Origin of the sequence: Mesorhizobium sp. M0833 (assembly GCF_040319905.1) — a bacterium.
Lineage (GTDB): Bacteria > Pseudomonadota > Alphaproteobacteria > Rhizobiales > Rhizobiaceae > Mesorhizobium.
This window is the reverse complement of sequence record NZ_JAMYOQ010000013.1, coordinates 1-19340: the sequence shown is the minus strand read 5'-3', so window position 1 is coordinate 19340 and position 19340 is coordinate 1. Positions and strand designations below refer to the sequence as shown.

Sequence of the window (19340 nt, the reverse complement as noted above, 5' to 3'; positions counted from 1 at the left end):
CCTCACTTCTTCTCCATCACGCATTGCAGCGGATGCTGATTCTGTCGGGCGAAATCCATGACCTGAGACACTTTGGTCTCGGCCACCTCGAATGTATAGACCCCGCACTCGCCCACCCCATGATTGTGAACATGAAGCATTATGCGTGTGGCGGCTTCGCGGTCCTTCTGGAAAAAGCGCTCCAGCACGTGGACCACGAATTCCATGGGTGTGTAGTCGTCGTTAAGAATGAGGACCCGATACAGACTGGGCTTCTTGGTCTTGGTTTTTGTGCGCGTGATGACGGCCGTGCCGCGACCGGCCTCATTGCCGTTGCTGCCGTTCTGCATTCGCACCACGTAGCTCGTGGCAGTCAAACCTGTAGTCACGTAGTCCTGCCTCTTTCGAATCCTCATGCATGCTCGACATGTAGGTGTTCGATGGACGATTTTAAGCCCTTCTGTTTAGCTGACAATATGGCTAGGTGGCCAAACTTGACCGATTTTTCAAATCGTGAAGACCGTAGCCTCCGATTTCGAGCTGGCATGAAAAAACCCGGCCGTGCGTTCGCGACCGGGTTTGTCTTTGCAAGCCCAGGGGCCGGCTCGGAATGTTCGTCGAATTTACTTCGCCTTGGCGACGATCGATTCGAACGGCTTGTAAGCTTCCTTGGCGAGTTCGGCATAGAGATCGCCAAGCTTGGTGGCCTCGGTGACGAAGCTCTCATAGGACTGCTTGGCATAATCGGACTGGATCTCGATCGCCTTGTCCAGCGACTTGGCGGAAAAGAGCTTCTCGACAGCGGCGCTACCAGCTTCGAAGCTTTTCTTGGTGTACTCGCCCGCCTCGGCGGCGATAGCCTGTGCACCCTTGGACAGCGAGGCGAAGCTCTTCAATCCGGTGTCCGCAAATTCCTTGCCGTATTTGCTGAAATCTTCATAGGTCTGGGTCATTTCACGCTTTCCCTTGAACGGTTGCCTTGGACGATAGACGCGCCTTGTCCGGGCCGCGTTGTGCAATGCGTGTAAATATATTGTGCAGTGCACAAAAAGTCAAGATTCCCGCGGCAATGCGCATCGTGAGCTGCCGGTAATCGCTAAGATTCGAATAAAGAGAAGCTCAATCCCGCAGAAAATGGTGAACGCGGCGGTTACCATAAACGGATTGGTAACGCTGCCCGCGTTAGCGTGGCCGAAGGTGAGGCAGGACCCCTTTGCCGCCTCCAAGGCAACGGAAATTCAAAGGAACTATCAGTGCGTAAGGCGTTGTCGGGCTTCGTTTCCAAATCCGCGTCCCCCCTCAAAACGATCATGATCCTCGCTATGGCGATGAGCTTCGTCGTCGCGGACGCGGCTTCATCCATGGCGGCCAAGTCGGCGGCCATCGTCATCGATGCCAAGACCGGCAAGGTGCTTTATTCGTCCGATGCCGATGGCCGGCGCTATCCGGCCTCGCTTACCAAGATGATGACGCTTTATCTGACGTTCGAGGCATTGGCGAAGGGCAGGATCAGCAAGAATTCCCCGGTCGTGTTCTCGGCCAATGCCGCTGCCGAGCCGCCGACGAAGCTAGGCGTCAAGCGCGGCGGCTCGGTCACGGTCGAGACCGCGATCCTGTCGATGGTGACCAAATCGGCAAACGATTCCGCAACGGCGCTTGGCGAGATGCTCGGCGGCAATGAAGCCAATTTCGCCCGCATGATGACCGCCAAGGCGCGGGCGCTGGGCATGAGGGGAACCGTTTTCCGCAACGCCAACGGCTTGCCTGATCCCGGCCAGTTCACAACCGCGCGCGACATGGCGATGCTCGGCATCGCCCTGAGAGAGCATTTTCCGCAATATTACGGCTATTTCTCGCAGCGCTCCTTTCTTTATGGGCGGCAGCGCATCAACGGCCACAACCGTCTGCTCGGACGCATCAAGGGCGTCGACGGCATCAAGACCGGGTACACCCGCGCCTCCGGTTACAATCTGGTCTCCTCGGTCTCGGATGGCGATCGGCGGATTGTAGCGGTGGTCATGGGCGGCAGATCCGGCGGCAGCCGCGACAGCCAGATGGCCGGGTTGATCAATGCCTACATGCCGAAGGCCTCGTCGAGCGGCGGCGGCGTGCTGATTGCCAAGGCTGGCGGTGGCAATCCGATTTCAGCCTTGGCCAAAGTGTTTCTACCGAAGCATGACGCGCCGACACCGGACAGTAAGCCGAACGACGATGCCGTTGCCTCTCTTGTCGAGGAAAATGCGCCCGTCGTTGAAGAAACCACTCCGGTCGTTCAGGCCAAGAGGGTCAAGACGACGGCCGTGGCGACGGTGGACGACGTGGCGACAGCCCGGGTCGCCGCAGCCTATGCCGAACCGGCGGCAGAGGTCGATCCGGTCAGCACGGCCTCAGTGCCATCCGGCTGGGCAATACAGGTCGCCTCGTCGCCAAAACAGACCGAAGCGAAGGCTTTCCTCGACAAGGCGACGAAGCAGGCACCCTCCGTTCTGGCCGATGCCTCCGGTTTCACCGTCGCCTTCGACAAGGACGGCGTCACCTACTACCGCGCCCGGTTCGGTGGTTTCGGTTCGAAGACCGCTGCCTGGAAGGCCTGCAACGCTTTGAAAAAGAAGAAGATCGAGTGCTACGCCGTCCAGCAGTAAGCGGCGCGCGAAACGATATCTTTCCCGAAAGTTCTGCGTCGAAGGAGACTAGTTGTGATTGGAGAGCAAGACGTCCTTGGCTTCATTGATCCGCGCCGCCAGGAAAGACGTGCCACCGATATCGGGGTGCAGGCGCTGCATCAGGCGGCGGTGCGCCTTGCGGACATCCGCCGCGGCAGCCCCCGCTTCAAGACCAAGGATCTTGTAGGCCTCCTCCTTAGTCATGGCGCCAGAACCTGGCGCAACACCCAGCCCTTCGCCGTCATTCGTATCAGCGTCTTTGCGCCAGATGGGAAATCTGCCGTCAAGATACGTCTCTAGCAATTGGCGGCTCTCCGGATCGCCGGAGAGTTCGCGATAGAGTTGCTGCAATTCGGCACGCCCCATCGAGCCAAGCATCTTGCCTTCATGGCGCCCGGCCAGCACGAGGCCTTCGAGGCCGCCGGTATCGTGATCGAGTTCCATCTCAAGCGCCGCGGTACGAACTGTCGAACGCTTGCCTTGTGCCAGTTTTGCCGCCGGCCGATTCATGCGCATGGAGGCGTACCAGGCGAGCGCAACCGACAGGATCAAGCCGCCGATGCCCTCGCGCCCGACCAGCAGCACGGCGACGCCGACCAGCCCGAGCAGTACAGGTCCAAGCGTTCTCATGCCGCCTGCAAGCTTCGCCGCATCGGCGCGCAGGAAGATGGTGAGCATGCCGAGAAGCACTAGAAGCAACGCTACAAAAGCGATAATTGCGCCCATCAGGTTCCGCCGCCCCGCATATGCTCGATCATCAGCCGGTCTTCCGGTCTGCCCCGAGCCTCCAGTGCTTTCAGCCCGCCGGTCGCAAACACGGCGACGGACGAAAGCAGGCCGGCCAAGGTTGCGGCAGCCCGCCGATCGAAGCGGAACCAGGCCCCTTTCGACAGCCGCGCAATTTCCTTGAACGCCTTTTCCGCGGCGGCATCATCGCCCTCCTGAAAGACGAAGACAGGAACGCCGTGCAGACCGAGGCTGCCGGCCGTTTCGGCCAGATCATCTATGTTTTCTTCCATCGCGTCGCCGATATAGACCAGCGCGTTGACCTTGGCCGCCGCCGTCTGTTTCAGCGCATGGGCGAGCACCTTGCCGATCTGGGTATGGCCGCTGCGGCAGTCGATGCGCGTCATCAGCTGCTTCAGAGCTTCGGTATCGGTGACGAATGCGGAGGAGCGGCACTCGCCAAGACCGCGAAAATAGACCAGTTGTACCTTGAGCGCCCCGGCCTTGCCGACGGCGTCGAACATCTCGGCCTGCAGCGCACAGGCGAGATCCCAGGTCGGCTGGCGGCTCATCGTCGCGTCGAGGGACAGGATCAGCCTGCCTGAACCGGTGGCGGATGCAGCGAGCGTCCTTGCCTGACGGAGAAACGCGTCGATCTCGCCGGTGCTCGATTGTGACTCGACCGGTGCAGGATTGGCCCTTGCACGCACGGGCTGCTTCTTGTCGCTCATGACATTCAAGATGTGGCGTTGTTCCCCGGCTTGCAAGCCCAGATGAGGCGACCTGGAGGACCGATGATGGCAACTGCGTACAAGCACTTCGGCTGGTGGTCTTGGCGTTGCGGTTTCCCGGCGTCAGAGCAGGCCGAGATCGGCAAGCTCTCGCCTGAGCTTCGGCGGGATCTCGATCAGCCCGGCTTTGCCCTTGCCGAGATCGGCCGGCGCGTCCGCCTGCTTTAGGTAGCGCCACCCCTGGAATGCGCGGCGCGGTTGCCAGTCAGTGCGCACGACCTCGGGATCGAGGATCAGATGGCAACGGCCGATGCCCTCGTCATCGGTGAAGGGGCGGATTTCGGTGATCAGCTGGCGGCATTGGACATTGCCCTTGATCACCCAGTAGAGCGAGCCGCCGTCGGTAATCTCGACGCCGCGTGTCGGCACCATGCGGGTGGTGTGGTAGTGCTCGGCCGGTTCGCCGGCGCGGCGCCGCTCGTCGAGACGGAAGGCAATCCACTCTTCCAGATCCTCGACGCTGTCACAGCCGACGCAAAGCTTTATGAGATTGAGAGACATCGTTTTAAGGTTTAGTCCAGCACGCGAACGCGTCAACGGCCTGATCGACTTCTCCACAGTGGTGGTCAAGGCCGCCAGATTGGCGCTCAGCACTCCACGACATTGACTGCCAATCCGCCAAGGCTGGTTTCCTTGTACTTTTCGTTCATGTCGAGGCCGGTCTGGCGCATCGTCTCGATCGCGGCATCGAGCGGCACGAAATGAACGCCGTCGCCCTTGATGGCCAGCGAAGCGGCGGTCACCGCCTTGACGGCACCAAGCGCGTTGCGCTCGATACACGGCACCTGCACCAGCCCGCCGACCGGATCGCAGGTCATGCCGAGATGATGTTCCAACGCGATCTCGGCAGCGTTCTCGACCTGCTCGGGCGTGCCGCCCATGACGGCGCACAATCCCGCCGCAGCCATTGCCGAAGCCGAACCGACCTCGCCCTGGCAGCCGACTTCCGCCCCCGAGATCGAAGCATTGGTTTTGATGATGCCGCCGACGGCCGCCGCCGTCAGCAGGAAATCGCGGATGCTGGGCTGGTCGGCTTCGGGATGGAAATGCAACCAGTAGCGCAGCACTGCGGGCAGAGTGCCGGCCGCCCCATTGGTTGGCGCGGTGACGACACGGCCGCCGGCGGCGTTCTCCTCATTGACCGCCATCGCATAGATCGACAGCCAGTCGTTGGCGAGCAGCGGGTTGGGCCGGTTCTGCTGCCATTGCTCCTGCAGCTTGTCGTGCAGCATCCGGGCACGGCGGCGCACCTTGAGTCCACCCGGCATGATGCCGTCTTGCGACAGGCCGCGCTCGATGCAGCCCTTCATGGCGCTCCAGATGCCGTCGAGGCCGGCGTCGAGCTCCTCGCGCGACATCTGCGTCTCCTCGTTGACGCGCTTCATCTCGGCAATGGAAAGCCCGCTTTTCGCTGCCATGGACAGCATTTCGACGGCGTTCTTGAACGGATACGGAACCTTCTTGCCTTCGGTTGTCGCCGAGCCCCTTGCTTTCATCCGCTGCAGTTCCTCCTCGGACATTACGAAGCCGCCGCCGATCGAATAATAGACGCGCCTCAGCAGCAACCGGTCGCCGGCATCATAGGCAGAGAAGGCCATGCCATTGGCGTGACCCGGCAGCGGCGTCTTGCGATCCAGCACCAGATCCATTGCCGGGTCGAAACGATAGGACGGATGGCCGGGCGGCGAGATCCGCTTCTCGGTGGCGATGCGAGCGACGATGCCGTCCGCCTGGTCGGGATCCACCGTCTGCGGCGTCTGGCCGGCGAGGCCGAGCACCACTGCACGATCGGAGCCATGGCCGATGCCGGTATAGGCGAGCGAGCCATGCAGGCTGGCCGCGATCCGGTCGACCTTGGCGCCGGCCGGGCGCGGCCAGTCGTCTCCCGCAATCTCGTCGAGAAACCGCCGCGCAGCCGTCATTGGCCCCATCGTGTGCGAACTCGATGGGCCGATGCCGATCTTGAACAGGTCGAAAACCGAAAGGAACACGTGGGCGTTTTCTCCTGGGACCTTGTTGAGGTCTACATATAGGAATTCCCATGATGTTTTCCGCTGTTTTGAAGATTGCGGCGCTGCGCCTGCCGACCTTGTTTGCTCCGGCAGCGACATTCCAGCTTCGGCCATCGAAGCGTCCCCTCCGCCTGTGGTAAAAGCAACGCATGAGCGATTCCTTTCATCTATCGATGGCTGACCTTGCGGCGCTGGGGTTCTTCCTTGCCGCGTGGGTGCTGCATACGCTCGCCGCCGACGGAATGCTGGTCAGCCGCATGTCGCTGACGAGGGCGATGAACACGCAGCGCGAGGCCTGGATGCGGACCATGGCCGAGCGCGAGATCCGCATCGTCGACACCGCCATCATGAGCGGGCTGCAGCAGGGAACCGCCTTCTTTGCCTCGAGTTCGCTGATTGCGATCGGCGGCTGTTTTGCCTTGCTCGGCGCCTCCGACCAGGTTCTGACCGTGCTGGGTGACCTGCCGTTTGGCGCTACGCCCTCACGCGCGGCGTTCCAGACGAAGGTGTTCGGCCTTGTGCTGATCCTGGCCTTTTCCTTCTTCAAGTTCGGCTGGGCTTACCGGCTGTTCAACTATTGCTCGATCCTGATCGGCGCCGTGCCGATTCCGCATGGCGAGGCGTCGCGCAATCCGGTCACCGAAACGGCAGTCTGGCGTGCGGCGCGCATGAACATGCTGGCTGGGAAGCATTTCAATTCGGGCCTGCGCGGCGTGTTCTTCTCGATTGGCTATCTTGGCTGGTTCGTCGATCCCGCCGTTTTCGTGCTATCGACGCTGCTGCTGCTGGCGGTGCTGGTGCGCCGCCAATTTTTCTCGGCGGCGCGGCAGGCGGTGCTCGGTCAGCCGCCCGGCCCGGGAAAAGGCCGATCGATGCGGCCCGACAGCCAGTAGGCGGTGAGCCCTATCCATTCGCGGATCGCAACAGTGGTGACCTCCAGCCAGTCGCCGGGATAGGGGAACGTGGCGATGCCTTCCCTACCGGAGGTGCGATAGTCGACTGGCCACGGAATGGTCGAAAAGCCGGCTTTGTCGAACAGCGCCTTGGCGCGTGGCATGTGGAAGGCCGAGGTCACCAGCAACCAGGTCTCGCCCGGCTTCGGCGTCACCAGTTCCCTGGCAAAGACAGCATTCTCGTAGGTGTTGCGGGATTTGTTCTCGAGGATCAGCCGATCGGCCGCCACGCCGAACGCGGCAAAAAGACGCGGTGCGGTATCTGCATCGCCTTCTCCGCCGCGGAAGGTTTCGATGCTGCCACCGGAGATAACGACTTTCGCTGTCGGAAACCGCCGCGCCAGCACGGCCGCCTCGACCATCCGGTCGCCACTGGAGTTCATTTCATAGCCGCCACGCACCAGATTGACGGCGCCATCCAGACTGCCGCCAAGCACTATGATACCGTCGACCTTTTCGGGCAGCGGCGGCCTGGGGAAGCGCTCCTCCAGCGGATTTAGCATCATGGGGCCGAGCGGGCTCCATGTCGCAACAACAAGGATGAGGAAGGCAAGAGTGCTGCCGACGGCCGCCAATCGCCGCCGGCCGAACATTGCCGCGATCAGCCCCGCCAGCAGCAGGAAGATCGCGAGATTCAACGGCTGAACGAAGAACCAGAGAATCTTGGAGACATAGAAGAACATCCCTCACCCCCTCAGATGAGAAACGATCCTACCACCATTTTTCCGGCTGAAATGTGCCGGCCGCCTGTTCGATGACATGGGCAGTCTGGAACAGCGTTTCCTCGTCGAAAGGCCGGCCGATCAGCTGCAGGCCGAGCGGCAGCCCCTTGGCGTCGAGCCCAGCCGGAACCGCTATGCCGGGCAGGCCGGCCATGTTCACCGTCACCGTAAAAATGTCGTTGAGGTACATCTTGACCGGGTCGGCGGCCATGTCCTCGTCGGCGATGCCGAAGGCGGCGGAAGGCGTTGCCGGCGTCAGGATGACGTCGACGCCTGCGGCAAACACATTTTCGAAGTCGCGCTTGATCAGGGTTCGAACCTTCTGCGCCTGCAGATAGTAGGCATCGTAGTAGCCGGCGGAAAGCACATAGGTGCCGATCATGATGCGGCGCTTGACCTCGCGCCCGAAGCCGGCGGCGCGGGTCTTTTCATACATGTGGACAATGTCCTTGCCGGGCACGCGCAACCCATAGCGGACCCCGTCGTAACGGGCGAGGTTGGACGAGGCTTCGGCAGGCGCCACGATGTAATAGGCCGGCAGCGCGTATTTGGTGTGCGGCAGCGAGATATCGACGATCTCGGCGCCGGCATCCCGCAGCCAGGCAATGCCTTTCTGCCACAGCGCCTCGATCTCCGCGGGCATGCCGTCGACTCTATATTCCTTGGGGATGCCGACCCTCATGCCCTTGATCGGGCGGCCGATCGCCGCCTCGTAATCCGGCACCGGCAGGTCGACGGACGTCGTGTCTTTCGGGTCGACCGAAGCCATCGACTTCAACAGGATCGCGGCATCGCGGACGTCGCGCGCGATCGGCCCGGCCTGGTCGAGCGACGAGGCGAACGCTACGATCCCCCAGCGCGAGCAGCGGCCATAGGTCGGCTTGATGCCGACTGTGCCAGTGAAGGCGGCGGGCTGGCGAATCGAACCGCCGGTGTCGGAGGCGGTGGCGCCTGCGCACAGGAAGGCCGAGACGGCTGATGCCGAGCCACCGGACGAACCGCCCGGCACCAGTTGGGCATTGTCCAACGTGCGCGCGGTCCTGGTGCCGCCCGCCGAAACGAAGCCGCCCTCGCCCTGATGTGTCGTCGGCATCACCACCGTGTCGAGGCGTGAACGCCGCCACGGGTTGATGACCGGCCCATAATACGAGGTCTCGTTGGACGAGCCCATGGCGAACTCGTCCATGTTGAGCTTGCCGAGCATGACGGCGCCATCCGCCCACAGATTGGCCGTGACCGTCGATTCGTAGCGCGGCTTGAAGCCGTCCAGCACATGGCTGCAGGCCTGGGTGTGGACGCCTTCGGTGCCGAACAAATCCTTGATGCCGAGCGGGATACCCTCGAGCGACCCGCCCTCGCCCTTGGCCAATTTCGCGTCGGAGGCCTTGGCCATGTCGCGCGCCTTGTCGTCGGTGACCGCGACATAGGCATTGAGCGCCGGATTGGCTCGCTCGATCGCCGATAGATAGGCCTCGGTGATTTCGGTGGCGGTGATCTCCCTGGAGCGCAATTTGGTGCGGGCCTGCGAAATCGTCAGCTGGGTCAGGTCGGTCATCAGGCAAGGCTCTTTTCGTAAAACACCGACCACTCGGAATCGGGATAATCCAGTACCGGGCCGCATCGCGAAAAGCCGGCGCGTTCGTAGACGGTCCAGGCGGCGGGATGACGGTCCCCCGTCTCCAGCACCAGACGCCTAAGCCCTTCTTGGCGCGCCAGCGCCTCGATACGCTCGACAATCTTCGCGCCGATCTTGCGGCCGCGATGCGACGGTCGCGTATACATCCGCTTGACCTCGCCGACCACAGCATCGTGGCGCTTCAGTGCGCCGCAAGCGATGGCAAGGCCGTTATCGCGGGCGACGAAAACGGTCGTGTCGCGATCCGCCATCTGCTCGACGGTCAAATGATAGCAATGCTCCGGCGGCGTCAGTTCCAGCAATGTGGCATTCAGCTCCTCGACCAGCCCACGCACATCGTCCTGCAGCGGCGTCTCAGCGGCGATGTCGATTGCCATCGGCCTGCTACTCCACGACCTTCGGCACAAGGAAGAAATTCTCTTCGGTCGCAGGCGCGTTGGCGACGATGTCAGCTGCCTTGCCGCCGTCGGTGACGAGGTCCTGGCGCTTTTTCATTGCCATCGGCGTGACCGAGGTCATCGGCTCGACGCCGGAAACATCGACCTCGTTCAACTGCTCGACAAAGCCCAAAATGGCGTTCAATTCGCCGGTCATACGCTCTGCATCCTCCTCGCTCACCGCAATACGGGCAAGGTGCGCGACGCGCTTCACGGTTTTTATATCAACGGACATGTTTGTGCCTCGGGGAAAACCAGCGCTATAGCGGCGCAGCGCGTGCCGCGCAACATGCATCGTGCTGACAACGGCCCTATGGCATCGTGACGCCGTCGCAGAGGAAATAACTGCCGCCGTTACCGCTCTGCTCGCCTTCGTCGGCGGCAGGCCGAACCGATACCAGGTCGATCTGCTTCGGGCTCATCTGTGTCAGTGAGAGAACATCGGGAAAGACGTAGCCCGGCTCCTGGCATATAGCGGTCACCGCCCAGCTTGGTGAGCGTGTCGCTTTGGTGATCTGCAGGAATTCACAATTATATTCGATGCTTTCCAGGCCATTTGCCGACAGCACGATATTGCCGCCCTCGATCACCGTCTGCAGTGTGTCCTTTTTAGCCTGCGCGCAGAGATCCTCCGATTGCAGATAGACCCCGTTGATGAAATCCTCGGCGGCCAGCGCCGGCGACGCGGCAACCAGCATGGAAATGCAAAGAGAGTTTCTCAGATCCATGTCGTCATTCCGGTTCGCTGTCGCTACAGCGTAATCGTCTCGCCGATCTTCGGCAACGCCACTTTCACACCCGATCCGTCCAGCCCGGCCACAAACTTATCGGCGGTCTGATCTATCATCGGAAATGTGCCGAAATGAGCGGGAACGACCGTCTCGAACTTGAAGAAACGCTGGCAGGCAAGGGCTGCCACCGCGCCGCCCATGGTGAAGCGATCGCCGATCGGCACGATGCCGATCTTCGGTTCATGCAACTCGTTGATCAGGGCCATGTCGGAAAAGATGTCGGTGTCGCCCATGTGATAAAGCGTCTTGTCCTCGGGGAAGTGCAGGACAAGCCCGCCCGGATTGCCGAGATAGGTATTCTCGCCGCCCTCGCCCGGAAACGACGATGAATGCAGAGCCTGAACGAAGGTGGTGGTGAAGCCGCCGCAATCGACCGTACCGCCGATATTGCCGGGATTGATCTGCTTGTTACCGACGCCCTTGCCGACCAGGTACATGCAAATCTCGAAATTGGCGACCACCATCGCGCCGCTCTTCTCGAGCACTTCGATGGCGCCGCTGATGTGGTCGCTGTGGCCATGGGTGAGCAACACGTGCGTGACCCCTTCGGCCGGCCCTTCCCACCCACCCGTCCACGACGGATTGCCGACCAGATAGGGGTCGATGAGGATTTTCGCGCCCTCGATGTCGATTCGGAATGCCGAATGTCCGTACCAGGTCAATTTCATCAAGGCTTTCCTCGATTTTTGCTTCGGTAGAGGATAGAACGCCGACGGCGAAATTAAAGTACCACGCACGCTTTGCGCGTATAAGACGTGCGGCGTCGCGGTCAAAGGAAAAGCCGTTGGGCATCATCACCATCGAGGAGTTGCCGGCCCGGCTCGGCGGCGGCAAGACCCTGGCCGGTCTCGACCTCGGCGACAAGACGATCGGCGTGGCGGTTTCCGATCGCGGCTTGTCCTTCGCCCACCCGCGCGCTGTCATCATGCGCAGGAAATTCTCACTCGATGCCGCAGTGCTGCTCGCTCTGCTACAGAAGGAAAATGCCGGCGCCGTGGTGATCGGCCTCCCCATCAATATGGACGGCTCGGAAGGCGCGCGCGCCCAAAAATCCCGCGCTTTCGTGCGCAATATGGCTGGATTGACCGATCTGCACTTCGTCTTTTGGGACGAAAGGCTGTCGACGGTGGCGGCCGAGCGGACGCTGATCGAGATGGATTTTTCCCGCAAGAAACGCGCCGGCAAGATCGATTCTGCGGCGGCCGCTTTTATCCTCCAAGGCGTTCTCGACCGGCTTCAGGTGCTCGGCGTCGATGCCTGGTCGAAATAGCGGTTGCGCATCGACGTGATCCAGCCACCAATCGCCTTGCGGCGGCGAAATGCCCAGAACCCCGTCAGCAGCAGCCCATCGAACACGCAAGCTTTCGCCACCATGCCCGGAATGAGTGCCGGATCGACGCCGAGCATCTGTCCATAGAGCTGGAAGACGAGATCGTGCAATTGACGGCTCAGCATGACGTAGCCGAAATTGATGTCGTTTAGCGACAGAAAGAACCAGCCCCAAAACAAGAGGAGCGGAGCCGCCCACAGCGCGAACAAGGTGCGCATCAGCGGTCGTCCCTCGAATCCAGCCGGCCGGAAATGCGGGCAAGCGAGGAATTATGCGCCGCTGCCTTGGCCATGACATGCGCGGCCGCTCGGATCTCGCCGGTCCCTGGAACTGCCGCGGCAACGGCCGTCCGCCTCTCGGCGAGCATCGCGACATAGGACGCCAGAAGTGCCGCCAATTGCACCGCGACAACCATGAACAGCCCATTGATGCCTTGCGCGGCGCCGCCGATGACTATCAGCGACAGCACGCCCAAGGCGGAGATGAAGGCGATCCGCACGACGCTGTCGGCAGGATCCGGGTTGGTCGCGTGGCTGGTCAGTGCTTCAACAAAAGCCCAGCAGAACAACACCGCGACGACAAGCAGTGCCACGGCGAGCGGTGCCACGACGACGGCGTTTTCGAGATCGGCAAATCGAGTGTTCTGGACGGGAACGCCCAGTACGCCAAGGGCCGTCGCCACGCCTCGATTCCCGTCGATGCAGATGAACGCCAGCAGGGCGAAAACGGCCGCCCAATGCAGTGCCAGAAAAGAGCTCAGAATGTGCCGCATGACGCTCCCGCTTCGCAGGGCAAAGCCGCTCAAGCTGAACAGTCCTGCCTTAACCATAACATTGGGCTTTGCCATCGGCCGCCGCAATGGAAACCATTCGTTAAGGTTAACGGCCATCCACAGGGGCGCGAGAGCGGCAGCGAATTTGGCGAGGGCACCTAGTTGATCGGCGGGTAGAGCGTATCGATGATCATGCGGGCATCATGGCGCGAATCGATCATGCCATAGGTATTGCGCCACTGGCCGGCGAGGCGCGTTTCGACGAAGGCGTCGGCGATCCGCCCTGCCCCCAGCCTGCGAAGCTCTGCCGCCGCCGCCGACAATGCCAATTGCTCGGTCAACAGCCGTGCCGAGCCCTCGTCGGTTGCCGCGACCTGCATTGCCGCCTTGAGGACGCCGACAGTGCCGCGTCCTCCGGCGCCTAGATCGCGGTCGATGCCGGCCAGCACGTCGTCGAACAGGCCTGGCGCGCGGCCGAGCACGCGCAACACGTCGAGCGCCATGACGTTGCCTGAACCTTCCCAGATCGCGTTGACCGGAGCTTCGCGATAGTAGCGGGCGAGCGGCCCCTCCTCGACATAGCCATTGCCGCCGAGGCACTCCATCGCTTCATAGAGCAGCGGCGGCGCAATCTTGCAGACCCAGTATTTGACGACAGGCGTCATGGCGCGGGCGAAGGCTGCCTCGCCGCGGTCGCCGGCCGCCTCGTCGAAGGAGCGCGCCAGCCGGAACGACAGCGCGGTAGCGGCGGCAACGTCGAGCGCCATATCGGCCAACACACGCTGCATCAGCGGCTGCTCGATCAGATTGGTTCCAAACACCTTGCGGTGGCGCGTGTGGTGGACAGCCTCGGCCAGTCCGGCCCGCATGATCGCCGACGAGGCGACAGCGCAGTCGAGCCGCGTCAGGGTCACCATATCCATGATCGTCTTCACGCCGGCGCCGGGCTCGCCGACCATCTCGCCGATGGCACTGACGAATTCCACCTCCGACGAGGCATTGGAGCGGTTGCCGAGCTTGTCCTTCAGCCGTTGAAAACGGAAGCCGTTACCGGATCCGTCGCCGAGCAAGCGGGGCACGAGAAAGCACGACAGTCCCTCCGGCACCTGTCCGAGCACCAGGAAGGCATCCGACATCGGCGCCGACATGAACCATTTGTGGCCGGTCAGGCGATAAAACCCGCTGCCGGCGCGCTCCGCCTTGGTGACGTTGGAGCGGACATCGGTGCCGCCTTGCTTCTCGGTCATGCCCATGCCGAGTGTCAGCCCTGCTTTTTCGACCGGCGGCTTTTGGCTTTGATCGTACTTGCGCGTCGTCACCCGCGGCGCCCATTCGCGAAACAGCTTCGGGCTGGCCATCAGCGCTGCCAGCGAAGCGCTGGTCATGGTGATCGGGCAGAGATGCCCGGTCTCGAGCTCAGCCGTGAGATAAAAGCGCGCGGCGCGCACCTGGTGGCGACGGCCGATCTCGGCGTCGCCATTCTCCCAGACCGACGAATGCAACCCGTTGGCAACAGAGCGGCGCATGAGCGCGTGATAGGCGGGATGGAACTCGACCTGGTCGATGCGCCGGCCCTGGCGATCATGGGTCCTGAGCTTCGGCGTCTCGACATTGGCAAGACGAGCCAGCTCCTGCGCCTCATGGGTCAGAACGAAACGGCCAAGCCCGTCGAGGTCCTTACGCACCGGATCGGAAAAGCGCTCGGCAAGCTGGATCAGCAACGGATCGCCCCGCCAGGCGTTACCGCCGGCCAGCGGCGGCGGCTGGTTGGTCACGTCGTCAGTCACGCTTCGTCCTTATCACCTGAAGGCTGCGAATCCAAAGCCAAGGCGGTTTATAGCCTATGGCCAGCGGCGCGCGACGAAAATCCCGGGGAGAACCGATCCAATCCCAAGCCGATGCTTGCAGCCGCGGAGCCTCCCCCCTATAGCAGCGACTTGAGATGACCGACGCATCGTCCCTGCCACTTTATCCCCACCGCCATCTTCTGGGCATCCGCGATCTTTCCCCCGCCGACATAGAGCTTCTGCTCGACCGGGCGGACCGGGCCGTTGCCATCTCGCGGCAATCGGACAAGAAGACATCGACGCTGCGCGGCCGCACCCAGATCAATCTGTTCTACGAAGCCTCGACCCGTACGCAATCGTCGTTCGAGCTGGCCGGCAAACGGCTCGGCGCCGACGTCATGAACATGTCCGTAGCGAGCTCTTCGGTGAAAAAGGGCGAGACGCTGATCGATACTGCGATGACGCTGAATGCCATGCGTCCCGACATATTGATCATCCGCCATCAATCGGCCGGCGCGGCAGCACTTCTTGCCCAAAAAGTCGGCTGCTCGGTGGTCAATGCCGGCGACGGCGCCCATGAGCACCCTACCCAGGCGCTGCTCGACGCACTGACCATCCGCCGCGCCAAGGGCCCGCTGTCGAAGCTGATCGTGGCGATCTGCGGCGACATCCTGCATTCGCGCGTGGCCCGCTCCAATATCATCCTGCTCAACGCGCTTGGTGCCCAGGTCAGGGTCGTCGCCCCTTCGACGCTTTTGCCCGCCGGCATCGAGAAGATGGGCGTAATTGTCACCCGTTCCATGGCCGAGGGTCTGAAGGACGCCGACGTGGTAATGATGCTGCGCCTGCAGCGCGAACGCATGGAAGGCGCTTTCGTACCGTCGGTACGCGAATATTTTCGCTATTTCGGCCTCGACGCCGAGAAGCTGAAGGCGGCCAAGGACGGTGCGCTGGTTATGCATCCCGGCCCGATGAACCGCGGCGTCGAGATCGCGTCGGAGATCGCCGACGGCCCGCAAAGCGTCATTCAGGAACAGGTTGAGATGGGCGTCGCCGTACGCATGGCGGTGATGGAAGCGCTGCTCGACCCGCGTCGAAACCACGAGGGTCGGGGCCGATGAGCATAACGGTCTTCAGCCGCGCCCGCATCGTCGACCCATCGCGCGGCATCGATGAGATCGGCACCGTCATTGTCGAGGGGCGCAAAATTGTTGCCGCTGGCAAGGCGGCCTTGAACCAGGGCGCGCCCGAAGCCGCCACGATCATCGGGTGCGCCGGCAAGGCGATCATCCCCGGCCTGATCGATGCGCGTGTCTTCATCGGCGAACCAGGCGGCGAACACCGGGAGACCATCGCCTCGGCCAGCGTGGCGGCAGCCGCCGGCGGCGTAACCTCGATTGTGATGATGCCCGATACCGACCCGGTGATCGACAATGTCGCATTGGTCGAATTCGTGCTGCGCACCGCCAAGGATACAGCCATCGTCAACATCTTTCCGGCAGCGGCGATCACCAAGGGGCTGGAAGGCCGCGAGATGACCGAATTCGGCCTGCTGCGCGAGGCCGGCGCGGTCGCCTTCACCGACGGCAGGCATTCTATTGCCAGCGCGCTAGTGATGCGCCGGGCGCTGACCTATGCGCGCGATTTCGGTGGCGTGATCGCCCACGAAACCCAGGATGCCGATCTCGCCTCGTCAGGCGTGATGAATGAAGGCCTATATGCAAGTTGGCTCGGCCTTGCCGGTATTCCGCGAGAGGCCGAATCCATCCCCCTGGAGCGCGATCTGGCGCTGGCGCGGCTGACCGGCGGCGCCTATCACGCGGCCAAGATCTCGACGGCGATGGCGGCGGCTGCTGTGACGCGAGCCAAGGCCGACGGCGCCAACGTCACATCAGGCGTGTCGATCCACAATCTGTCGCTCAACGAGAACGATGTCGGCGAGTACCGCACCTTCTTCCGGCTGACGCCGCCGCTGCGCGCCGAGGAAGACCGGCTGGCGATGATCGAAGCGATCAAGGACGGCACCATCGACCTCATCGTCTCCTCGCACGACCCGCAGGACGTCGACACCAAGCGCCTGCCCTTTGCCGATGCTGCGGCCGGCGCCATCGGGCTGGAAACGCTGTTAGGCGCAGCGCTGCGGCTCTATCACAATGGCGACGTGATGCTGCTGCGGCTGATCGAGACACTATCGACCGCGCCGGCAAGGTTGTTCAGCCTGCCCGGCGGCACGCTGAAACCGGGGGCATTGGCCGACCTTGCGCTCGTCGATCTGGACGAGCCATGGGTCGTTAGCGAGAGCGGCATCCGGTCACGCTCGAAAAACACCTGTTTCGAAGGCGCGCGACTGCAAGGCAAGGTCTTGCAAACGATGGTGGCGGGCCGCACAGTGTTTTCGGCCTAGGACGAAGCGGGTGTCACGTCTTCAAATTCGCTCAGCCAAGGAAAGTTCGGGGGAACAATGGTTTACAGTCCCGTATTGGCATTGGTGTTCGGCTATCTTCTCGGCTCGATCCCGTTTGGCCTGCTGATCACCCGTGCCGCCGGCCTCGGCGACGTGCGCAACATCGGCTCCGGCAACATCGGCGCCACCAATGTGCTGCGCACCGGCAACAAGGGCTTGGCCGCGGCCACGCTGCTGCTCGATGCGCTGAAGGGCACTGCGGCGGTGTTGATCGCAGGCCGCTTTGCGCCCGAACTCGGACTTTGGGCCGGATTCGGCGCGTTTTTAGGTCATCTTTTTCCGGTCTGGCTCGGCTTCAAGGGGGGCAAGGGTGTCGCCACTTACCTCGGCGTGCTGATCGGCCTTGCCTGGCAAGTGGCGCTGATCTTCGCCGTCGTCTGGCTGGCGGTGGCCTTCCTGTTCCGCTTCTCCTCGCTTGCGGCACTGACGGCAGCGGTCATCGTGCCCGTTGCCCTGTATTTCCTGAGCACCCAGCAGATTGCCGGGTTTTTCGCGGCGATGAGCCTCATCGTCATCGTAAAGCACCGCGCCAACATTGCGCGGCTGCTTGCCGGCACCGAGGGTAAGATCGGGGCCAAAGAGTGAGCGAGCCCGACGCCGGGCCGCGCCTCAGCGACCGGCAGCGGCTGAGCTGGCTTCGTCTGATCCGCACGCCGAATGTCGGCCCGGCTTCCTTTCGCGACCTGATCAACCGGTTCGGTTCGGCCGAAGCAGCATTATCGATGCTGCCCGAGCTGATGATTTCGGGTGGCGCCAAAAAAATCGTCCGCATCCCGTCCATTGCCGAGGTCGAGGCGGAGCTGGAGACGGCCCGGCGGGCCGGCGCCCGCTTCGTCGGCATCGGCGAGGCGGATTATCCGCCGCTGATGAAAAGCATGGATCATCCGCCGCCGCTGCTCGCGGTCAGGGGCAACAGCGCGGTGTTCCGCTTGCCAGCGGTCGCTATCGTCGGCGCTCGCAACGCATCGCTGGCAGGCATCAAGATGGCGCGGATGCTGGCGGCGGATCTCGGCCGCGACGGCTATGGCATTGTTTCCGGCCTGGCGCGCGGCATCGATACGGCCGCGCACCGGGGCAGCCTTTCGACCGGCACGATCGGCGTGCTCGCCGGCGGCCTCGATTTGCCCTACCCGCCCGAAAATGCCGGCCTGTGCGACGAGATCGCCGAGGGTGGCGGCGCCATCATTTCCGAAATGCCGTTTGGCTGGCAGCCGCGCACAGGACTTTCCGCGCCGCAACCGGCTCGTCGCCGGTGCTGCATTGGGATTGGTAGTGGTCGAGGCCGCACAGCGCTTCGGCTCGCTGATCAGCGCCCGCCTCGCCGGCGAGATGGGGCGGCTGGTTTTCGCCGTTCCCGGTTCACCGCTCGATCCGCGCGCCGCCGGCGCCAATGGCCTGCTCAAGGACGGCGCCACCCTTGTGACCGAGGCCGCCGATATCACCAGTGCCATAGCGCCGCTGGTCGGCGGCTGGTCGCCAAGGACATCGCCGCTTGAAGAGCCGCCCGACTTTTCGGCAACACCGCCGCCGCGCGAGGACGATCGCGACCGCGTCGTCGAAGCGCTCGGCCCGACGCCGGTATCAGTGGACGAGATCATCCGCCACACCGGCCTGCATCCCGCCCAAGTGTTCATGGTGCTGCTGGAGCTCGACCTCGCCGCCCGGCTCGAACGCCATGCCGGCGGCAACGTCTCACTGATTTGACCCAGAACTTGCGCATGTCCCGGCAAGCAATTCCGACGTGATCCGATGGCCGATCCGAGCAACAAACCAAAGCAGACGCTGTTCACTCGTATGACGGCCCTTGTCTGGTCAGCTCTGAGCGTCATGCTGGCGCTGCAATGGTCGATGGATCTCGGCATGTCGGGTTTTCCCGACGGCTACATAACGCCCTTTGCAAGAGCGACCAGCACGCTTCTGGGCCTTCTGACGGCAGCCTGCATGGCCCAGGGTCTCTACTTTTTCCTGGCCGGCGCGTTCGGCAGGAAGGTAAGCGCCGTCGTTCTTTTCCTGCAAATCCTTGCCGCGGCGGTTCTTACCGTGGCGCCAGTGCTTATCGTGAAGGATTGTCCGGGTTCTCAGGTGTGCAGCAGAGCCTATGAGGCGCTCACCGGCACGATGATGGACGATGGCGCGGGCGGCTAACGCCACTGCATGCGTTCGGCACGAGGCTGTCACCCATTGTAGTGCACCCCGATTCTGAGACACGAGAAGGGTAACAGTTCTCCATTAAGGAGAGCTGATGAGGAAAGAAGACCCGGGGCGGCGGTTCAGTCG

The 19340-nt window shown here is 62.6% G+C and carries 22 protein-coding genes and 1 pseudogene; 8 read left to right on the top strand and 15 right to left on the bottom strand.

The window, feature by feature from the left end:
• Positions 1 to 2: 2 nt before the first annotated feature.
• Together clpS and NKH98_RS16565 are read right to left on the bottom strand one after the other, a co-directional pair.
• A complete protein-coding gene (gene clpS, locus NKH98_RS16570; protein WP_023717744.1) occupies positions 3 to 329 on the bottom strand; it encodes an ATP-dependent Clp protease adapter ClpS in 327 nt (108 codons plus the stop codon).
• A 273-nt stretch (positions 330 to 602) separates the two neighbouring features.
• The gene (locus NKH98_RS16565) at positions 603 to 932 is read right to left on the bottom strand and encodes a phasin family protein (protein WP_023674920.1); all 330 of its coding nucleotides are present in this window, start codon (positions 930 to 932) and stop codon (positions 603 to 605) included.
• A 300-nt stretch (positions 933 to 1232) separates the two neighbouring features.
• On the opposite strand from NKH98_RS16565, the gene NKH98_RS16560 reads away from it, so the two are divergent.
• A complete protein-coding gene (locus NKH98_RS16560; RefSeq protein ID WP_352899860.1) occupies positions 1233 to 2621 on the top strand; it encodes an SPOR domain-containing protein in 1389 nt (462 codons plus the stop codon).
• Positions 2622 to 2669: 48 nt separating this feature from the next.
• Here NKH98_RS16560 and NKH98_RS16555 read toward each other — a convergent pair whose 3' ends face one another.
• The 4 genes from NKH98_RS16555 to NKH98_RS16540 all read right to left on the bottom strand — a co-directional run bounded on the left by NKH98_RS16555 (position 2670) and on the right by NKH98_RS16540 (position 6150).
• Positions 2670 to 3368: a DnaJ domain-containing protein gene (locus NKH98_RS16555; protein WP_352899858.1), complete on the bottom strand. Its 699-nt coding sequence runs from the start codon at positions 3366 to 3368 to the stop codon at positions 2670 to 2672.
• On the bottom strand, positions 3368 to 4099 hold the full coding sequence (locus tag NKH98_RS16550; protein ID WP_352899857.1) for a vWA domain-containing protein: 732 nt from the start codon (positions 4097 to 4099) through the stop codon (positions 3368 to 3370). The genes NKH98_RS16555 and NKH98_RS16550 overlap by 1 nt, the downstream gene beginning before the upstream one ends.
• A 123-nt stretch (positions 4100 to 4222) precedes the next feature.
• Positions 4223 to 4660, bottom strand: coding sequence for a DUF1489 family protein (locus NKH98_RS16545; protein WP_352899854.1), 438 nt, complete (start codon positions 4658 to 4660; stop codon positions 4223 to 4225).
• Positions 4661 to 4746: 86 nt separating this feature from the next.
• The gene (locus NKH98_RS16540; protein ID WP_352899853.1) at positions 4747 to 6150 is read right to left on the bottom strand and encodes an L-serine ammonia-lyase; all 1404 of its coding nucleotides are present in this window, start codon (positions 6148 to 6150) and stop codon (positions 4747 to 4749) included.
• Positions 6151 to 6320: 170 nt separating this feature from the next.
• Here NKH98_RS16540 and NKH98_RS16535 point away from each other — a divergent pair, with 170 nt between their 5' ends.
• Positions 6321 to 7064, top strand: a complete 744-nt coding sequence (locus NKH98_RS16535; protein WP_352899851.1) for a DUF599 domain-containing protein — start codon at positions 6321 to 6323, stop codon at positions 7062 to 7064.
• Here NKH98_RS16535 and NKH98_RS16530 read toward each other — a convergent pair.
• The 6 genes from NKH98_RS16530 to NKH98_RS16505 all read right to left on the bottom strand — a co-directional run bounded on the left by NKH98_RS16530 (position 7013) and on the right by NKH98_RS16505 (position 11378).
• On the bottom strand, positions 7013 to 7807 hold the full coding sequence (locus NKH98_RS16530) for a YdcF family protein (RefSeq protein ID WP_352899849.1): 795 nt from the start codon (positions 7805 to 7807) through the stop codon (positions 7013 to 7015). The two genes, NKH98_RS16535 and NKH98_RS16530, sit on opposite strands and share 52 nt — an antisense overlap.
• A 28-nt stretch (positions 7808 to 7835) precedes the next feature.
• On the bottom strand, positions 7836 to 9401 hold the full coding sequence (locus NKH98_RS16525; protein WP_352899847.1) for an amidase: 1566 nt from the start codon (positions 9399 to 9401) through the stop codon (positions 7836 to 7838).
• On the bottom strand, positions 9401 to 9859 hold the full coding sequence (locus NKH98_RS16520; protein ID WP_352899846.1) for a GNAT family N-acetyltransferase: 459 nt from the start codon (positions 9857 to 9859) through the stop codon (positions 9401 to 9403). Before NKH98_RS16520 ends, NKH98_RS16525 begins: the two co-directional genes overlap by 1 nt.
• A 7-nt stretch (positions 9860 to 9866) precedes the next feature.
• Positions 9867 to 10154, bottom strand: a complete 288-nt coding sequence (gene gatC / locus NKH98_RS16515; protein WP_352899843.1) for an Asp-tRNA(Asn)/Glu-tRNA(Gln) amidotransferase subunit GatC — start codon at positions 10152 to 10154, stop codon at positions 9867 to 9869.
• A gap of 76 nt (positions 10155 to 10230) precedes the next feature.
• Positions 10231 to 10647 (bottom strand): hypothetical protein, encoded by a 417-nt coding sequence (locus NKH98_RS16510; RefSeq protein ID WP_352478939.1) that lies wholly within the window; start codon positions 10645 to 10647, stop codon positions 10231 to 10233.
• Positions 10648 to 10670: 23 nt separating this feature from the next.
• Positions 10671 to 11378 (bottom strand): metal-dependent hydrolase, encoded by a 708-nt coding sequence (locus NKH98_RS16505; RefSeq protein WP_352899841.1) that lies wholly within the window; start codon positions 11376 to 11378, stop codon positions 10671 to 10673.
• 116 nt (positions 11379 to 11494) lie between these two features.
• On the opposite strand from NKH98_RS16505, the gene ruvX reads away from it, so the two are divergent.
• On the top strand, positions 11495 to 11980 hold the full coding sequence (gene ruvX / locus NKH98_RS16500) for a Holliday junction resolvase RuvX (RefSeq protein ID WP_352899838.1): 486 nt from the start codon (positions 11495 to 11497) through the stop codon (positions 11978 to 11980).
• Here ruvX and NKH98_RS16495 read toward each other — a convergent pair.
• From NKH98_RS16495 to NKH98_RS16485, 3 genes are all read right to left on the bottom strand, one after another.
• A complete protein-coding gene (locus tag NKH98_RS16495) occupies positions 11947 to 12258 on the bottom strand; it encodes a DUF6105 family protein (RefSeq protein WP_352899836.1) in 312 nt (103 codons plus the stop codon). The genes ruvX and NKH98_RS16495 overlap by 34 nt on opposite strands.
• Positions 12258 to 12812, bottom strand: coding sequence for a hypothetical protein (locus NKH98_RS16490; RefSeq protein WP_352899833.1), 555 nt, complete (start codon positions 12810 to 12812; stop codon positions 12258 to 12260). Before NKH98_RS16490 ends, NKH98_RS16495 begins: the two co-directional genes overlap by 1 nt.
• Before the next feature lie 158 nt (positions 12813 to 12970).
• Positions 12971 to 14599 (bottom strand): DNA alkylation response protein, encoded by a 1629-nt coding sequence (locus NKH98_RS16485; protein ID WP_352508461.1) that lies wholly within the window; start codon positions 14597 to 14599, stop codon positions 12971 to 12973.
• Between the two features lie 155 nt (positions 14600 to 14754).
• On the opposite strand from NKH98_RS16485, the gene NKH98_RS16480 reads away from it, so the two are divergent.
• The 5 genes and pseudogenes from NKH98_RS16480 to NKH98_RS16460 all read left to right on the top strand — a co-directional run bounded on the left by NKH98_RS16480 (position 14755) and on the right by NKH98_RS16460 (position 19208).
• The gene (locus tag NKH98_RS16480; RefSeq protein ID WP_352688303.1) at positions 14755 to 15720 is read left to right on the top strand and encodes an aspartate carbamoyltransferase catalytic subunit; all 966 of its coding nucleotides are present in this window, start codon (positions 14755 to 14757) and stop codon (positions 15718 to 15720) included.
• On the top strand, positions 15717 to 17003 hold the full coding sequence (locus tag NKH98_RS16475; RefSeq protein WP_352899831.1) for a dihydroorotase: 1287 nt from the start codon (positions 15717 to 15719) through the stop codon (positions 17001 to 17003). The genes NKH98_RS16480 and NKH98_RS16475 overlap by 4 nt, the downstream gene beginning before the upstream one ends.
• A gap of 57 nt (positions 17004 to 17060) precedes the next feature.
• Entirely contained in the window at positions 17061 to 17648 is a 588-nt protein-coding gene (plsY, locus tag NKH98_RS16470; protein ID WP_352899829.1) for a glycerol-3-phosphate 1-O-acyltransferase PlsY, read from the top strand.
• A pseudogene (gene dprA / locus NKH98_RS16465) lies at positions 17645 to 18767 on the top strand (DNA-processing protein DprA). The gene plsY and the pseudogene dprA overlap by 4 nt, the downstream one beginning before the upstream one ends.
• 45 nt (positions 18768 to 18812) lie before the next feature.
• Positions 18813 to 19208 (top strand): hypothetical protein, encoded by a 396-nt coding sequence (locus NKH98_RS16460; RefSeq protein ID WP_352508456.1) that lies wholly within the window; start codon positions 18813 to 18815, stop codon positions 19206 to 19208.
• Positions 19209 to 19340: the final 132 nt, after the last annotated feature.

Bases quoted from the DNA above. Each gene is read 5' to 3' on its own strand.
- NKH98_RS16520 (WP_352899846.1), bottom strand. From the start codon at position 9,859: ATGGCAATCGACATCGCCGCTGAGACGCCGCTGCAGGACGATGTGCGT.
- NKH98_RS16510 (WP_352478939.1), bottom strand. From the start codon at position 10,647: ATGGATCTGAGAAACTCTCTTTGCATTTCCATGCTGGTTGCCGCGTCG.
- NKH98_RS16565 (WP_023674920.1), bottom strand. From the start codon at position 932: ATGACCCAGACCTATGAAGATTTCAGCAAATACGGCAAGGAATTTGCG.
- NKH98_RS16525 (WP_352899847.1), bottom strand. From the start codon at position 9,401: ATGACCGACCTGACCCAGCTGACGATTTCGCAGGCCCGCACCAAATTG.
- NKH98_RS16555 (WP_352899858.1), bottom strand. From the start codon at position 3,368: ATGGGCGCAATTATCGCTTTTGTAGCGTTGCTTCTAGTGCTTCTCGGC.
- NKH98_RS16475 (WP_352899831.1), top strand. From the start codon at position 15,717: ATGAGCATAACGGTCTTCAGCCGCGCCCGCATCGTCGACCCATCGCGC.
- NKH98_RS16490 (WP_352899833.1), bottom strand. From the start codon at position 12,812: ATGCGGCACATTCTGAGCTCTTTTCTGGCACTGCATTGGGCGGCCGTT.
- NKH98_RS16495 (WP_352899836.1), bottom strand. From the start codon at position 12,258: ATGCGCACCTTGTTCGCGCTGTGGGCGGCTCCGCTCCTCTTGTTTTGG.
- NKH98_RS16530 (WP_352899849.1), bottom strand. From the start codon at position 7,807: ATGTTCTTCTATGTCTCCAAGATTCTCTGGTTCTTCGTTCAGCCGTTG.
- NKH98_RS16505 (WP_352899841.1), bottom strand. From the start codon at position 11,378: ATGAAATTGACCTGGTACGGACATTCGGCATTCCGAATCGACATCGAG.
- NKH98_RS16480 (WP_352688303.1), top strand. From the start codon at position 14,755: ATGACCGACGCATCGTCCCTGCCACTTTATCCCCACCGCCATCTTCTG.
- NKH98_RS16535 (WP_352899851.1), top strand. From the start codon at position 6,321: ATGAGCGATTCCTTTCATCTATCGATGGCTGACCTTGCGGCGCTGGGG.
- NKH98_RS16545 (WP_352899854.1), bottom strand. From the start codon at position 4,660: ATGTCTCTCAATCTCATAAAGCTTTGCGTCGGCTGTGACAGCGTCGAG.
- clpS (WP_023717744.1), bottom strand. From the start codon at position 329: ATGCAGAACGGCAGCAACGGCAATGAGGCCGGTCGCGGCACGGCCGTC.
- plsY (WP_352899829.1), top strand. From the start codon at position 17,061: ATGGTTTACAGTCCCGTATTGGCATTGGTGTTCGGCTATCTTCTCGGC.
- gatC (WP_352899843.1), bottom strand. From the start codon at position 10,154: ATGTCCGTTGATATAAAAACCGTGAAGCGCGTCGCGCACCTTGCCCGT.
- NKH98_RS16460 (WP_352508456.1), top strand. From the start codon at position 18,813: ATGGCCGATCCGAGCAACAAACCAAAGCAGACGCTGTTCACTCGTATG.
- NKH98_RS16550 (WP_352899857.1), bottom strand. From the start codon at position 4,099: ATGAGCGACAAGAAGCAGCCCGTGCGTGCAAGGGCCAATCCTGCACCG.